This is a genomic window from Peribacillus psychrosaccharolyticus ATCC 23296, assembly GCF_000305495.1.
Lineage (GTDB): Bacteria > Bacillota > Bacilli > Bacillales > DSM-1321 > Peribacillus > Peribacillus psychrosaccharolyticus.
In genome coordinates this window covers 25,510-40,136 of record NZ_AJTN02000222.1, presented here as the reverse complement: position 1 = coordinate 40,136, position 14,627 = coordinate 25,510, and the positions used below count along the sequence as shown (strand labels likewise).

Annotated in this window: 15 protein-coding genes and 1 pseudogene; 3 read left to right on the top strand and 13 right to left on the bottom strand. The window is 41.3% G+C overall.

The window, feature by feature from the left end:
* From WYK_RS25760 to WYK_RS16840, 13 genes and pseudogenes are all read right to left on the bottom strand, one after another.
* Positions 1–80: YozE family protein (locus WYK_RS25760; RefSeq protein WP_235782544.1), on the bottom strand; the 80-nt coding region annotated here is incomplete at its 3' end.
* 191 nt (positions 81–271) lie between these two features.
* A complete protein-coding gene (locus WYK_RS16900; protein WP_040375644.1) occupies positions 272–466 on the bottom strand; it encodes a hypothetical protein in 195 nt (64 codons plus the stop codon).
* 98 nt (positions 467–564) lie between these two features.
* A complete protein-coding gene (locus WYK_RS16895) occupies positions 565–2,391 on the bottom strand; it encodes an ABC transporter ATP-binding protein (RefSeq protein WP_235782543.1) in 1,827 nt (608 codons plus the stop codon).
* Positions 2,384–4,125, bottom strand: a pseudogene (locus tag WYK_RS16890) (ABC transporter ATP-binding protein). Before WYK_RS16890 ends, WYK_RS16895 begins: the two are co-directional and overlap by 8 nt.
* Positions 4,126–4,140: 15 nt before the next feature.
* Entirely contained in the window at positions 4,141–4,602 is a 462-nt protein-coding gene (locus WYK_RS16885; RefSeq protein WP_051387609.1) for a PadR family transcriptional regulator, read from the bottom strand.
* A 694-nt stretch (positions 4,603–5,296) separates the two neighbouring features.
* A complete protein-coding gene (locus tag WYK_RS16875) occupies positions 5,297–5,575 on the bottom strand; it encodes a YokU family protein (RefSeq protein WP_040375642.1) in 279 nt (92 codons plus the stop codon).
* 1 nt (position 5,576) lies between these two features.
* On the bottom strand, positions 5,577–6,986 hold the full coding sequence (kamA, locus tag WYK_RS16870) for a lysine 2,3-aminomutase (RefSeq protein ID WP_040375641.1): 1,410 nt from the start codon (positions 6,984–6,986) through the stop codon (positions 5,577–5,579).
* A 93-nt stretch (positions 6,987–7,079) separates the two neighbouring features.
* Positions 7,080–8,465: a sigma-54 interaction domain-containing protein gene (locus WYK_RS16865; RefSeq protein ID WP_040375640.1), complete on the bottom strand. Its 1,386-nt coding sequence runs from the start codon at positions 8,463–8,465 to the stop codon at positions 7,080–7,082.
* Between the two features lie 75 nt (positions 8,466–8,540).
* Positions 8,541–9,386: a putative beta-lysine N-acetyltransferase gene (gene ablB, locus WYK_RS16860; RefSeq protein WP_040375639.1), complete on the bottom strand. Its 846-nt coding sequence runs from the start codon at positions 9,384–9,386 to the stop codon at positions 8,541–8,543.
* An 87-nt stretch (positions 9,387–9,473) separates the two neighbouring features.
* Complete coding sequence (locus WYK_RS16855; RefSeq protein WP_040375638.1) at positions 9,474–10,742, bottom strand: peptidase; 1,269 nt, start codon at positions 10,740–10,742, stop codon at positions 9,474–9,476.
* Positions 10,743–10,744: 2 nt separating this feature from the next.
* Positions 10,745–11,425, bottom strand: a complete 681-nt coding sequence (locus WYK_RS16850; RefSeq protein ID WP_040375637.1) for a 3-oxoacid CoA-transferase subunit B — start codon at positions 11,423–11,425, stop codon at positions 10,745–10,747.
* Complete coding sequence (locus WYK_RS16845) at positions 11,404–12,099, bottom strand: CoA transferase subunit A (RefSeq protein WP_040375636.1); 696 nt, start codon at positions 12,097–12,099, stop codon at positions 11,404–11,406. The genes WYK_RS16850 and WYK_RS16845 overlap by 22 nt, the downstream gene beginning before the upstream one ends.
* A gap of 13 nt (positions 12,100–12,112) precedes the next feature.
* The gene (locus WYK_RS16840; RefSeq protein ID WP_040375635.1) at positions 12,113–13,453 is read right to left on the bottom strand and encodes an aspartate aminotransferase family protein; all 1,341 of its coding nucleotides are present in this window, start codon (positions 13,451–13,453) and stop codon (positions 12,113–12,115) included.
* Positions 13,454–13,694: 241 nt separating this feature from the next.
* Between WYK_RS16840 and WYK_RS16835 the strand changes: the two genes are divergently transcribed.
* Genes WYK_RS16835 through WYK_RS16825 form a run of 3 tightly spaced genes read left to right on the top strand, consistent with a single transcriptional unit; the run spans position 13,695 to position 14,623 of the window.
* Complete coding sequence (locus WYK_RS16835) at positions 13,695–13,937, top strand: PadR family transcriptional regulator (RefSeq protein WP_326238921.1); 243 nt, start codon at positions 13,695–13,697, stop codon at positions 13,935–13,937.
* An 18-nt stretch (positions 13,938–13,955) separates the two neighbouring features.
* The gene (locus WYK_RS16830; RefSeq protein ID WP_040375634.1) at positions 13,956–14,294 is read left to right on the top strand and encodes a permease prefix domain 1-containing protein; all 339 of its coding nucleotides are present in this window, start codon (positions 13,956–13,958) and stop codon (positions 14,292–14,294) included.
* Positions 14,261–14,623 carry a TolB family protein gene (locus WYK_RS16825; RefSeq protein WP_051387607.1) on the top strand — a complete coding sequence of 121 codons (363 nt, stop codon included), beginning with the start codon at positions 14,261–14,263 and terminating at the stop codon, positions 14,621–14,623. The genes WYK_RS16830 and WYK_RS16825 overlap by 34 nt, the downstream gene beginning before the upstream one ends.
* Positions 14,624–14,627: the final 4 nt, after the last annotated feature.

Here is a 14,627-nt window from a genome sequence, read left to right as displayed (position 1 = left end):
ATTTCTAGGTATCTGCTAACTTCATCATAATCAGTTGATTGTTTTGGAAACTCGTGATCTTTAAAAGCTTCATTTGACAAATCTAGTTATTTCATCTATAATCTTTGGTTGTCTGTATGTCATCAAAAACAAATAAAAAGGTTTCATCGTTCCTCCTATAAAGAATGCGTCATTTATTGTGTACTAAATATAACGAAAGTTCTAGGAGACGTCAAAAAAACAACACAAAAAAAACGCACCATATTCTAGGTGCGCCTTTTTATAGAAACGTTCAACTAGTCCAACGACCTGTTTTCGCCATTTCAAGCAGAGCCCAGATGACATTGAACATTAAGAGTGCAATCGTTATCGGGATGGCGTGCAGCCATGATTTACCGTATTTCCTGTTGATAACCGCTACAAAGTATCCGCAGCTAAATAAACCACACATCGCCGCAATCATCATTATCGTTAATGCCCAGTACATTTGCCCTCTCCCCTTTACCCCTTACTTACTTTATTGTAAGTGAACCACCTCGAGCAGCGATGGAGAAGAATGAACATTTCGTGAATAAATGGTGACGACTATCTGACTTCATTAAGAGTAAACTGGCTTCTGTACAATTGATTATAAAAACCATTCTTCGATAGGAGTTCTAGATGCGTACCACTTTCAATGATTTCACCCTGGTCAATAACTAAAATTCGATTGGCATTCTCAATTGTTTTTAAACGATGGGCAATCACAAAACTCGTCCGGCCTTCTGTTAATCTATTCAAGCCTTTTTGGATTTCTATTTCCGTTCTTGTGTCAATACTCGATGTCGCTTCATCAAGAATCAATATATCTGAATCCGCTAAGATGATTCGCGCAATCGCAATTAATTGTCGTTGTCCCTGACTTAAATTGGAGCCGCTGGACGTGATAACTGTTTGATATTGGTTAGGTAAATGCTTAATGTACCCATGGGCAGAAGCCATTTTTGCTGCTGCAATGACTTCTTCATCACTTGCTTCTAAACGACCATAACGAATATTCTCCATAATCGTTCCTGAAAAGATAAAGGTGTCCTGCAGCACAATGCCGACTTTTTTCCTGATTGCACTGATTTTATACTCCTTTATCGACGTGCCATCAATTCTTATCTCCCCTGAGTTACTATCATAAAACCTCAATAACAGATTAATAATGGTCGTTTTACCTGACCCAGTTGGACCTACCAAGGCAACCTTTTCGCCTGCTCTTATTTGAAAATTAATATTTTTTAAGATGGTTTTATGATCGTCATAGCCAAAGTACACATTAGTAAATTCTACATTCCCTTTTAAGGAGTCTATGTCTTTTGCGTTTACCTGATCCACAATATCCGGAGTTTCATCCATAATTTCGAATACCCGCTCAGCACCAGCTAATGCAGATTGAAACATATTTAATAGACTTGATAACTGGTTAATGGGTCGAAAGAATTGACGAGAATAAGCGACGAAAGCGGCGATAATCCCTACAGATGCACTACCTTGAAGCGTCATAAATGCGCCTGCTCCAATCACTAAACCAAGGCCCAAATTATTAATAAAGTTGTTGATTGGACCGAGAAATCCCGAAACGGTATCTGCTGCAATGGAAGAGGAACGCAGTCTTTCATTGACCACAGAGAACTCATTAAACATCTTTTCCTCTTTTCCAAAAAGTGAAATGACTTCGTTCCCCGAAATGGACTCTTCAATAAATCCATTCAACTCACCCAAATCCCGCTGGCGTTTAATAAAGTTACTGCTGCTGTATGTAATGATTTGTTTGGTTGTATAGACCATCACAGGGATAATCAGCAGTGTCACAATAGCCAACACCCAATTAAGTGAAAACATGGCGATGGTCACCCCAGCGACCATTAAGATGGACGAAAATAATTGAATGACACTTTGGCTGAGTGCATTGTTCAAACTGTCAATATCATTTGTCACCCGGCTCATCAAATCACCATGTGGATGTTTATCAAAAAACTTTATCGATAATGTCTGAAGTTTGGTAAATAAATCTTGGCGTATGTTCCGAATAGTCTGTAAGGAAACTCGGACCATTAAATAGGTTTGCAGCCAAGTAAATACTGACGATGCCGTATAGACCACAGCGAGTACGATTAAAAACTTAAAAGTGCCGGCCATATCTTTCGGAAGAATATATTGATCAATGATAAGTCCAATTAGATAAGGTCCTAGTAACCCTAATAACGTAGAGATGATAACAAAGATGATGGTAGCAATCAGTGCTGCCTTTTGCTTCTCCATATATCGCCATATCCGCTTCATGGTTTGTTTTTTATCCTTTGCTTTAACAACCGGTCCGCCAAAGCCTCTTGGTCCACGAGCACGACCGATTACATTCGGAGCCTGCATAGACGTTTTACTCATAAGAGACCTCCTCCTTTCCGTTTTGTGTGGCAAAGATGTCACGATAAATGCTGCTAGCAACGAGTAAATCTTGATGGGTTCCTTTTGCTGCAACCATTCCATCATCTATCACGAGAATCTGATCAGCATCAATCAGGGATGAAATTTTGGCAGAAACGATAAAAACTGTCGTCTCTGGATGATTCCGTTTTATCGCCTGTTGCACGGCAGATTCTGATATGGCGTCAATGGCTGATGTTGAATCATCTAAAATCAATATTTTCGGTTCACGAATAAAGGCCCGAGCCATTGATAAACGCTGTTTTTGCCCGCCAGAAAGATTCGTTGCACCTTGCTTGATTTCATGAGCGAATGTATCTTCAAATCGGTCAATGAATTCCAGTGCAGATGCAGACTGTGCTGCATGTTCCATTTCTTCATTTGTTGCCTGTTCTTTGCCAAAAAATAAATTATCCTCAATGCTTCCAGAAAACAGTGTGGCATTTTGCGGAACAAAACCAATCGCCTTTCGCAGGTTTTCCAACGGATATTCCTTAATGTTTACGCCATCAATAAGAATCTCCCCAGAATCAGCGTCATATAGACGAGGAATCAGTTTAACGAGTGTTGATTTCCCACAGCCTGTGGACCCAATAATACCGATTTTCTCACCTGATTTGGCTGTAAATGATATATTTTTCAATACATATTCTCCATTTTTACTATAACTGAAATTGACATCTTTGAATTCCACTTCACCTCGAATTTCTGGCAGTGAAGCAGGATTTGCAGGTTCTGTAATATCAATGTTTGTATCAAGCACCTGTCCAATCCGATCCGCTGATGTGAAGGAACGAGTTATTTGCATCAGGACATTGCTGCTTGACATCAACCCATTCATCATAATATTCAGGTAATTAATAAACGCTAAAATCACACCGATTTGAAGAGAACCTGCATTTACTTTTATTGCCCCCATCCAGATCCCTGCAACCATGCCGATGTTTACCACGAACAAGATGATTGGCATTAAAGATAGAATAACTTGCTCTGCTGAGAGATTTCTCTCCATTAAGAAATCATTCATACTTTTAAACTGTTTTTTTCATAATCCTCATGATTAAATGCTTTTATGACACGAATCCCTGCCAATGTCTCCTGAAGCTTTATATTAATCCGGTCCATCCCTTGTTGCACTTTTACAAATAATTTCCCCGACTTAGAAGAAAAATAATAAATACAAACAATAAGAATTGGAATCGTAACGAGTAATACAGGGAATAACTCACGTGCAGTCAACCAGACAATAACTACAGATCCGATAAACATTAACGGTCCTCGTACAAAAATCCGCAAGATCATCATCACTGCCTGCTGAACCGCTGCAATATCATTCGTCACTATGGTGATTAATTTTCCAGTACCAAAAGTATCTGTATTTTGGTTGGAGAATTGTTTTGTTTTCTTGAACACATCCCGGCGTATATCTGCAGCGAAGTTAACAGCTGCCTTGGTACTATAAATTGAACTTCCCACCCCGCCAATTAAACCAACAAAAGCAGTCAATAACATGAGCAGCCCAAGTTTCAAGACATATCCATTGTCATTATCAGCAATTCCCACATCGATAATATGCTGCATAATTGTCGGCTGCAGTAAATCCATCCCTACTTCTATACACATCAGTAACGGACCCAAAATTGCAAACAGCATATAAGGTTTTATATAAGGAAGTAGTTTCCTCAAAGAATTCATGGAAATCCCTCCTATCTATTTGTTAGCTATCTTTAAACGCTCTGTCATTTCGGTTAAAAAGGCACTCATTTCTGCAGCGCTTTCCGGGTTACTTCGTACTCGTTTCATCGCTTTATGCATTTCTTCTTCCCACTGTTCAACAGCCGTCTTTAACTGAATAAATTCTTCTGAGTTCCGCCAAATTAATCGTTCCTTCCAGTCAGCCCAGAAATCCCCTTCTTCTCGTTTCCTAAGCTCCTTTAAACGTTCCTTGCCTTCATCCGTAATAAAATAAATCTTTTTCTCTAAATCAGACTCAAGTTTTATCCATTCCTTTTCCAATAATTCCTGAAGGGCAGGATATACCGTACCCGCACTTGCGGAATAAAGTCCGTCCGAACGACTCTCTAATTCCTTCATGATTTGATAACCATGCATAGATTCCTCTTTGAGCAAATGCAAGATCGCTGCCTTTATAAACCCTCTTCTTTTTTTCATCAACCCCACCACCTTTCTATATCGATTATTTTAACCGATATAACGATTAAAAACAATCGATATATCTATTGTTTTCATCATTTATAAGTGCCCAATTCTCGGCACTACACAGTAAACATAGTAAAACAAAGAAAACACAAACTTGATGAAAATCGAGCTTGTCTACAGTCTTCTTATTTTAGTTTTTTGAATGGGGTCTTTGATTTCTGTTCCAGGCGCTTCGCTTTCCGCGGGCGGGCGGTGAGCCGCATCAATGCTTACGCTCCTGCGGGGTCTCACCTGTCCCGATGTTCCCGCAGGAGTCTTCACGCCTTCCACAGCAAACAACAGTCTTTCTAATTTTAATTTAAATAAAATCCGAAGCCCGAATGAAAACACGTGCTACCCGAGAACAGATTCAGGAGGAGAGCAAGCAAGATCGGGAAAATTACCAAAAAACCTTCTCCGACACGTCAGTTCGAAAAAGGAAGTATCAAAGGTCATTAAGGAGAACACAAGTGATTCTGAGAGCGGCTATTATGTTAAAGATGCAATAACACAGTATTTCTTTTAGCGGCTGAGCTGCCTTGATAAGCAGAAACATTTCCATGAAATGTGTTTAAAATCCAAAAGGGGTTCGGAATGACACCATTCCGACCCCCTTTTGTCTACAAACTGTGAAACACTCGTAATGAGTGTTTCCAAAACTAGTTATTTAACTAAAATCAAAATAATTCCGTTTCAACAATCGTTTCATAGTCATCAGTTCATTATATGTGGTCTTTTTTTCAAGCAGCTTGGTATCAATTAGAAATAGTTGATTTTCAATTTCCTTTACTATTTCATCACTTTGAAACTTTGCTTGACAATTCGCACAGGCTAACGAAGGGGTTTCGGTGATTTCGACTGCTCTTGTTCCGTCAGGTAATTCCCAATAAACCGTATCCGATACAGAAGAAATAGTTCCTGCTTCACACCAAGGGCAAATGGCCATCCTATTCCCCTCCCTCTGTAAATGAAGTGGATTTCTTCTGCTGTGCTTGAAATTTCTTTTCTTTTAGCTGATCTCGTTTTTCGCGTTGATTTTTTAAAGAAGCGTGTTCGGGATTTGTGACATATTCCTCACGGCGATTCATCCGTTTTAATCCCTTTGGAACGAGATTCAATTGTTTATCATTCATAATCCCTGCAATTCCAATATCAGACTGTTTTCCCACGACATCAGGGTAAAGACCTTTAAAATATTCGTCTGCACGTCCTGGTGTATAGTGTTCCGGTTCGGGATAGGTGGTAATGACACCTTCGAAGTTACGAAGTACCGTTTTAGTAGGCGATTGAGAAAGAATATAGTTAGGCTGCAGCGTAATTTTACCGCCTCCCCCCGGCGCATCGACGACGAAAGTTGGGACAGCATAGCCCGAAATATGCCCCCTAAGTCCTTCCATGATTTCGATCCCTTTGGATATAGGCGCACGAAAGTGGCCAATTCCTTCTGATAGATCACATTGATAAATATAATAAGGACGGACTCGAATTTTGACCAGGTCATACATCAGTTTTTTCATAATTGGAACGCTGTCATTAATACCTGCAAGAATAACAGATTGATTGCCCACAGGTACCCCAGCATTTACGAGCATTTCACAGGCAGCTTTAGACTCTTCTGTGATTTCAACACTCGTGTTGAAATGGGTATTAAGCCAAACTGGATGATACTTTTGTAAAATTGTACACAGGTCCTCCGTAATTCGCTGTGGAAACACAACAGGAGCTCTCGTACCAATGCGGATAATTTCTACATGGGGAATTGCTCGCAGGTTTTTAAGAATATACTCTAAAATCGTGTCATTGATGAGTAAGCCGTCCCCACCGGAAAGGAGTACATCTCGCACAGCAGGTGTTTCCCTAATATATTGGATTGCTGCATCAAGCTGTTTCTTAGGAACGCCCATACCAATTTGCCCTGAAAACCTGCGTCTTGTGCAATAGCGGCAGTACATGGAACATTGATTCGTTACTAGAAATAAAACCCGGTCAGGATATCGATGTGTCAGACCAGGCACAGGCGAATCTTCATCCTCTTCAAGCGGATCTTCCATGTCATATTTCGTTTTATGCAGTTCATCTGATACCGGGACAGACTGCATTCTAATAGGACAGCGTGGATCATCTGGATTCATTAATGACGCATAGTAGGGTGTTATGTTAAGCGGAATGGTCTTGGTGGATATTCGGACGCCTTCTTCTTCATCTGGGGTAAGATTAATCACTTTTTTTAAATCATCAAGTGTTCTTATCGTATTGGTTAACTGCCAAATCCAGTTTCCCCATTGCTCTTCTGTGACGTCTTTCCATAGCTCAATATCCTGCCATTTGCGATCAGGTACATATAGGTTATTAAACATCTAATTACCTCCAAAAACTTGATAGTAGTATTAGATGCAAGTAGTATGCCAAAGTTAACCCAAAACCATATTATCTCGAAAATACGTATTTACTCATTTTTGCCTTTTTTGGATTTTATATTGCAGAGTCTGTCTTGGAATATCCAGCAGCTTAGATGCCTGAAGGACGTTCCCATTAGCTTGGAGAAGCGCTCTTTGTATATAAGTTTCCTCCATTTGATTTAATGCATCCCGAAGTGGTTGAATGCCCTGATTTTGCTCGATGTTTTTCTTTAGAAATACCGGTAAATCTGTACCCTGCAGCACAGTGCCCTCGGTATGATTCATCATAAATTCAATCGTATGTTTTAGTTCTCTAACGTTTCCAGGCCAGTGGTGGGTTAGAAAAATAGTTTGGACTTCTTCACTAATCCCTTCCACAGCCCTCCCTAGTTGTACGTTGAAGTGACGAATGAAATGATTAACTAAATATACAACATCCTCTGGGCGTTTATGAAGCGGCGGCAGTTCATAGCTCAATACATTCAGACGATAAAATAAATCGGGTCTCAAGGTCTTTTCCTGAATCGCTTTTTCAGGATGAGTGTTCATCGCCGTGATAATTCGTGCATCGACAAACGTACTTTTCGACCCGCCTATTCGTCTGACTAACCCATCTTCAAGCACTCTCAGCAATTTTGCCTGAAGCTCAATAGGCATTGATTGCAATTCATCCAGAAACAAGGTTCCCCCGTTCGCAAGTTCAAATAACCCTTGCCGTTCAACCGCACCCGTGTAGCTGCCCTTAGCTGTACCGAAGAGTAAACTTTCGAGTAGAGATTCAGGAAGAGCTGCACAATTTTGGGCAATAAACGGTCCCTTGCAGCGTGGTGAAGCATTATGGATTCCCTGAACAAACAACTCCTTACCAACTCCGCTTTCGCCAAAAACCAGGACGGCTGATTCCGATTCTGCCGCTCGTTTTCCCTGACGAATGATTTGTTGAAAATCATGGTTCTTAGTCAGAATGTCATTAAATGTGTAGACCGCTCCATTGTTCACATTTTTTTTAGAGATGCTCGGCTTTTTTACCGTCGTTTCTAAATCGAGTAACCGCTCAGATAGGTTCTTCAAACGTGAATAGTCCTTGGCAATTTCAATAGCGCCAATCATTTGGTTATCTACATGGATCGGCAGAGTCGTATTAAGCGTTTCAATCATCTTGCCATGAAGATTGAGATAAGATTGCCGTTTATCAAAGATGGGCTGTTCCGTTTCAATCACTTGAAGCAGGGTAGAAGACTTCTGATTTAGGGAAGGAAACGCCTTCAGAAGTGGTTTGCCAAGTACCTCTTCGACTTTCATGCCATCATGTCCACCAGCTACTTCATTATAAAAAATCGTTCTGCCGCTATTATCGATTACATGAATTCCTTCATCAATACTTTTTAAGATTGCTTCCAGCACTTCACGAGTATTAAAAAAATCTTCCGTCTTCACCCACTCCCTTCTGTCAATAATCGGAAATAGTAAAGTGCCGAAAATCGGCACCCTTTGTGCCCATTTCCTGGCACCTCAGCAGGTTTTCACCCACATATTCATGTCCTCAAGCTTATCAAAAATATAACAGTTATTGGCCAGCCTCCCTTTATATTTGTAGCCAAGTCCGTAAAATGCAGCATTCATTCCATAAGAAAGACTTCGGGCGATTGAGTATAAACAAAAAATCTGCTCTTTCCGTAAATCTTCTTCAAGCGCTTCAATTAAACGTCTCATTAAGCCGAACTGCCGATGAGCAGCCAAGGTAGCACAATCAGTGATTTCTGCATTAAATTCGTTCATATCAATTTCAGCGGACGCTGCACTGACAATTTCTTTTTCATATGTATATACATAGAAGACCGTACCTTTCTTCATGCATTCGGTAATATAGTCAGGATTATTCATCGGTGTCGGGTATATTTCAAAGACCGTCTCATATAATGCCGCGAGCTTTTTGGCATCATCCATAGTCGCTTTTCGAATTTCATAGTCATGAGGTGGAACAGCTGGGGAGCCTTTTTTCTTAAGCGTCGTTACACTATCAAGAATTCGATCGCCTTCCTCCCAATTTACACTGTTGCGGCGTTCGTTTTGATAAAATTTTGCCATGAAGAAACAGTCGCTTCCTCGGTAGAACCGATCAATGGAAGCTTCATATACAAAACCTTCTGCAATCAGCTTTTGAACATCACCTGCTCTTGCCTTAACGATCAGTTTTTCTGCCTGGATCTCTTGAGCTGCATCTACCGCAATTTGTAGACAGCTCTCGGTATGGCCGCGATAATCTTCTACTCTGACTCGTTTATTAAATCGATCAATCGTTAGCTTCATTGTATAGCGATCTGTTGTTATCTCTTTAACTTGTGCGATCTCTTCCAATTTGATATCCCCCTTTTTTAAGTATCTCCTCCTTTATTGTACCAAAAGGGCTGAATCATTTGAATCAGACCCATATCCCGAAAATCGTTAGGCATCATCCATTCCACACCATTCCAGGATTGTCAGCGCAATGACATGTGCAGCTTCGGTTATTTTTCTTAGCTCAATATGTTCATTCGCGTCATGGGCCATTTCCGTTATGCCTGGTCCAAAGACCATGACTGGAATTTTGCCCACAACTGATAAATAGCCGCCGTCCGTCCCCCATGGTGAGGCCTCAATCACTGGTTCTTTATTAAACACAGATATAAATTTATCTGTTAGAACCTGCATGAGCGGATGGTTTTCCTCAAGTTGTCCAGGCAGCCATCTAGCGCCAAACCATTCCCATTCGACTGGTTTGATCTGAAACCATTCATGTACAGTATTTAATTCACTCAAACATTCAGTTAGTGACAATTGTGCCGCTTCAATACTCTCATTAGGCGCTACCCCAAAACGTCCTTCAAGAATAACTGTATCCGGTACAGAAGATGGCCAATCTCCACCTGAAATTTTGCCCAGATTAATCGGTATTGGGATAGGAATTGTCTCATAAAGCGGATGGTCCAGCGCTTCATTCCGTTTGGTCTCTAGCTCTCGAATGGCATCAATGACAACCATTGCCTGTTCAATGGCATTCACCCCTGCATATCGAGTACCTCCATGAGCTGATTTCCCTTTTACGGTTATACGAAACCACATAGAACCCTGCTGAAGCGGAAAAAATTTCAGATTCGTCGGTTCAGGAATAATGGCCCCATCTGCCCGATATCCCCGCAATACAGCAGCAAGTGTGCCGGCGCCACCGCTTTCTTCTTCGATGACACTTTCAAAAATCACGTCCCCTTTTAACTGGATTCCTAACGATATAATGGCATCCATGGCCATAAGTAAGGAAACCGTACCGCCTTTCATATCCGTGGTTCCTCGGCCATACATTTTGCCATCCTTTACGATACCGCTGAAAGGATGTTCTACCCAATCGTGAAGATTCCCCTCTGGAACAACATCAATATGTCCATTAAGTAGAATCGATTTTCCCCCTCCACTCCCTTTTAAAACCGCGGCTAAGTTGGGATTCCCGCTAAAGTCACTCCGGTCACAATGAAACTGTGGATGCTGACGCAAAGAATCGCCCTCAAGCTCCCAGCAATCGATATCCATACCAAGTTGTTTGCATTTCTCCATAATAATGGCCTGTGCCTTCGCTTCGCGGCCGCGTTTACTAGGCTCCTGTACAAGCTTCTGAAGCAATTCTATTCCCTCTTGTTCGTGATTATACAGCCATTGCTTAATACTCGCTTCAACGTCCAACTTTACCCCTCCCCCTGCTCTTTTCTTATATAGCGCAGATTTTCACTAATGGTAAATGATGCATCTGTATTTTCTCGGATATCGATTAACGTGTAGGGTGCAAACAAATCCGTCAAAAGTAAACCCTCTGCAGTGACTGTAAAGACAGCTTGTTCCGTAATGACTGTATGTACGCATTTTCTCGCTGTCAGCGGAAGTGAGCATTCTTTTACAAGCTTAGGCGCACCTGACTTTTCCAAATGATTCATTAAAACAATTACTTTTTTAGCTCTAGCCGCAAGCTCCATGGCCCCGCCCATTCCAGGCACTCGTTTGCCTGGGACAATCCAATTAGCCAAATCTCCTTCCCCGCTGACCTGCAAAGCACCTAAAATGGTTACATCAATTAAACCGGAGCGAATAATTCCAAATGCCGCAGCACTGTCACAATAAGAAGCACCGCCTCTGATAGTGACCGGATAACCTCCTGCATTGCATAAATGAGCATCTTCCTCGCCGGCTTCAGGTGTAGAGCCGATCCCAATAATGCCGTTTTCTGAATGAAACATCACTTGATGATGTTCAGGCAAATGATTGGGAACAAGCGAAGGAATCCCTATTCCTAGGTTCACAAGCATGCCGTCTTTAATTTCCTCTGCCGCACGCTTCGCCATTTTATCCCTTATCTCGGTTCCCAAACCCATTTCCAGTTCACCCCCTCCGATTGAACTACATAATCCACAAATACACCGCTAGTAATGATGGCTTCAGGATCCAGTTCCCCAACCGGAACAATTTCTTTTGCTTCAACGACAGTAATTTTCCCTGCCATCGCAACTAATGGATTCGTATTTCGAGCACTTTTGTCATATATTAAATTCCCAAACTCATCTGCTTTTTCGGCATAAACGATCGAAATATCTGCCGTTAATGCCGGCTCAATTAAGTATTCGCTGCCATTAACAGTGACCCGCTGTTTATCCCGTTTGACAATGTCCTCATCTAGTCCGATATCACATAGAATGCCGCCGAGTCCCACTCCCCCTGCCCGGATGCGTTCAATCAACGTACCTTGAGGGGAGAATTCGATTTCTAGTTCACCGTTAGACATGAATGTTCCAGCGTTCGGATTAGACCCAATATGTGAGACAATTAGTTTTTTGGCTCTTCTATTGGAGACAAGTTTCCCAATGCCGATATCGGGAAACCCTGTGTCATTTCCTATCAAAAGTAATTCACGGCTGCCCGCTTTCATGAGCACATCTACCAGTCCGCTCGGTGTTCCAATACCGCCGAATCCACCAAACATAATACTTTGTTCATCCTGAAACAATGGCAAAATATCATCAAAACTGCACACTTTACTTAATACAGCCAAATCATTACCTCCTCTATCCTAACCCGGCAGTATCTTTAAAGACCTGTAACGTCTTTCTCCATCTATGTCCCAATTCTATGAGTTCAGCTGGGCGTATTGTAAGCGGGGGAGCAATGATAACTGCTGCTCCTGTAATGCCTTCTTCACCAGCCGCAGCAGGATAAACGATTAACCCATGTTCCATCCCTTGTTTAATGATCTTATTGGTTACATCCATCTGAATGGGAAAAGGCTTCTTCGTTTTTTTATCCATGACAAATTCAATTCCATAAAGCATTCCTTTTCCGCGAACATCGCCAATAAATGAAAATTCCTCTCCAATCTTACTCAATAATTCCCCGAGAATTTTCCCTGATTTCTCCGCTTTTTCAACCATGTCATTTGTATCGAGATAGTCGAGCACTGCCAGTGACACGGCACAGGATAACGGATTTGCACTAAAGGTATGACCGCCCATAATGGATTTCGATCCATTCATAATCGGCTCAAGGACTTTTTCTGTCACAATTGCTGCTGCGATAGGAGAATACCCTCCGCTCATCCCTTTACCAAGCGTAACAATGTCAGGCTCTACACCCCAATGTTCTGAAGCAAGTACTTTTCCGGTCCTCCCCATTCCCGTCATCACCTCATCAGCAATGAAAAGAATGTCATATTTTTCACAAATCTGTTTTAACTTTTGAAAGTACCCATCCGGTGGAACAATAGCTGCACCAGCAGCACCAATGACAGGCTCGGCTATAAACGCAGCAATGTTGTCTGCACCAATTCGGAGAATAGACACCTCCAATTCATTCGCACAAGCAAGCCCGCAGGTACCAGGTTCTAACTGCAGCGGACACCGATAACAATAAGGGGCTGGTATCGAAGGATACGATTCAAGAAGAGAGGTAAATCGCTCTCGCCGGAGTGGATGACCAGACATTGATAAAGCACCTAACGTGATGCCATGATAGCTCATCCATCTCGAAATGATTCGATTTTTTCTTGGCTGCCCTTTCTCCTGCCAATACTGAATCGCAATTTTTAATGCTGTCTCAGTCGCTTCCGATCCACTATTGACAAAGAAGCTCCATTGCAGCTTGCCCTTAATCAGCAGCGCTAGTTTATCTGCAAGCTTTTCTGCCGCATCACTTGTGAATTGTGACCGATATACAAAAGAAACCTTTTCTGCCTGCTCAAGCATTGCTTGATTAATTTCCTCCACACCATGGCCGATGTTTGCTGTGACAGCCCCAGATGATGCATCTAGATAATCCTTACCGTCCTTGTCATATAAAAAAACGCCTTTCCCATGACTGATGACAGGATACACCCCATTAAGAACCGGTTTGATTAATGATGTGGAATTCACGTTACGCTCCAGCTCCCTTCAAAACATCCATTCTAGTAAAGTGTATGTGCCTTATAGAAGAATCTTTCATCCAAAACACTTAATAAAATACTTTTACTGGAAATATATCTTGTAATACGATGTACATCGCATTACAATAAATGCATAAATATGGAACAATATAGAGGAATGGATAAAGAAATGATGAAAGGGAGTATTATTGCTCTCTCTTATTTCACAAAGAGATTTATATGGGTATGAAATGACGCGCATTTTAAAGACCATCAGTGAAAATCAGTATGAAATGAGTGAAGGTATGCTTTACCCAGCCCTTAAAAGACTGGAACGAAAAGAATATATTGAGGGCTATTGGCTAAACACTGATTCTGGAAGAAGAAAGTACTATAAAATAACGGAAGAAGGCGTAAAAGAACTCGAGCGTAAACGAAAGAGCTTCCAACTGATTGAATCCTTAATTAAGAAAAGTTCGGAGGACTTACTATGAAATCTAAGCTTACGAACTTTGTTAGTCAGATTGTTAGTCAGACTGATTGCACAAGTTGAGCGTGCCGATTTATATGAAGAATTACTTATTCATTTAGAACTTGCACGCGATGAGTGGATGATGAAAGGAAAGACAATTGATGAGTCCGAAGATTTAGCCATTAAGAGCTTTGGTGACAGCGGGCTGATTGGAAGTCAAATACAACAAGCTATGTTTCCCTATCGAAAAGAGCAGATGGCAAATACGCTTATATTCAAACCGACGATGACAAAAACGTTAAAACAGCTGAGGATATCTTTAATGGCCGCACAGGTATTTTCAAGATGGAGCTTAATAGTACGGCAGATCCAGAATTAATCCATCTGCCTCGTCCTGATATTGATGTTTATGATTTCGCGATAACCCCAGATGGAAATGAAGTCGTCTTCCAAGCCGTAAGCGGTTCTGATCATTCTGGTACCTATATCTATGATTTATTTAGTTATCATTTTAATACGCAAAAAGAGACTCAATTAACTGACCTCAGAGAATATACAGAGACGCCAGTATTTAGTCAGGACGGCAAGGATGTCTATTTTCTTGTTGATCGTAAATTTGCCCAATCTTCCTCTGATTATCATCTATACAAAATTGATAAAAATGGTATGACAGCACGTGAAATGACATTGCCTGGTATAGAAAAATGACACG

Excerpts from the sequence above, each read along its gene's own strand:
- WYK_RS16825 (WP_051387607.1), top strand. The coding sequence starts at position 14,261 with ATGGAGCTTAATAGTACGGCAGATCCAGAATTAATCCATCTGCCTCGT.
- kamA (WP_040375641.1), bottom strand. The coding sequence starts at position 6,986 with ATGTTTAATAACCTATATGTACCTGATCGCAAATGGCAGGATATTGAG.
- WYK_RS16885 (WP_051387609.1), bottom strand. The coding sequence starts at position 4,602 with ATGAAAAAAAGAAGAGGGTTTATAAAGGCAGCGATCTTGCATTTGCTC.
- WYK_RS16900 (WP_040375644.1), bottom strand. The coding sequence starts at position 466 with ATGTACTGGGCATTAACGATAATGATGATTGCGGCGATGTGTGGTTTA.
- WYK_RS16895 (WP_235782543.1), bottom strand. The coding sequence starts at position 2,391 with ATGAGTAAAACGTCTATGCAGGCTCCGAATGTAATCGGTCGTGCTCGT.
- WYK_RS16850 (WP_040375637.1), bottom strand. The coding sequence starts at position 11,425 with ATGGGTTTGGGAACCGAGATAAGGGATAAAATGGCGAAGCGTGCGGCA.
- WYK_RS16875 (WP_040375642.1), bottom strand. The coding sequence starts at position 5,575 with ATGGCCATTTGCCCTTGGTGTGAAGCAGGAACTATTTCTTCTGTATCG.
- WYK_RS16835 (WP_326238921.1), top strand. The coding sequence starts at position 13,695 with ATGACGCGCATTTTAAAGACCATCAGTGAAAATCAGTATGAAATGAGT.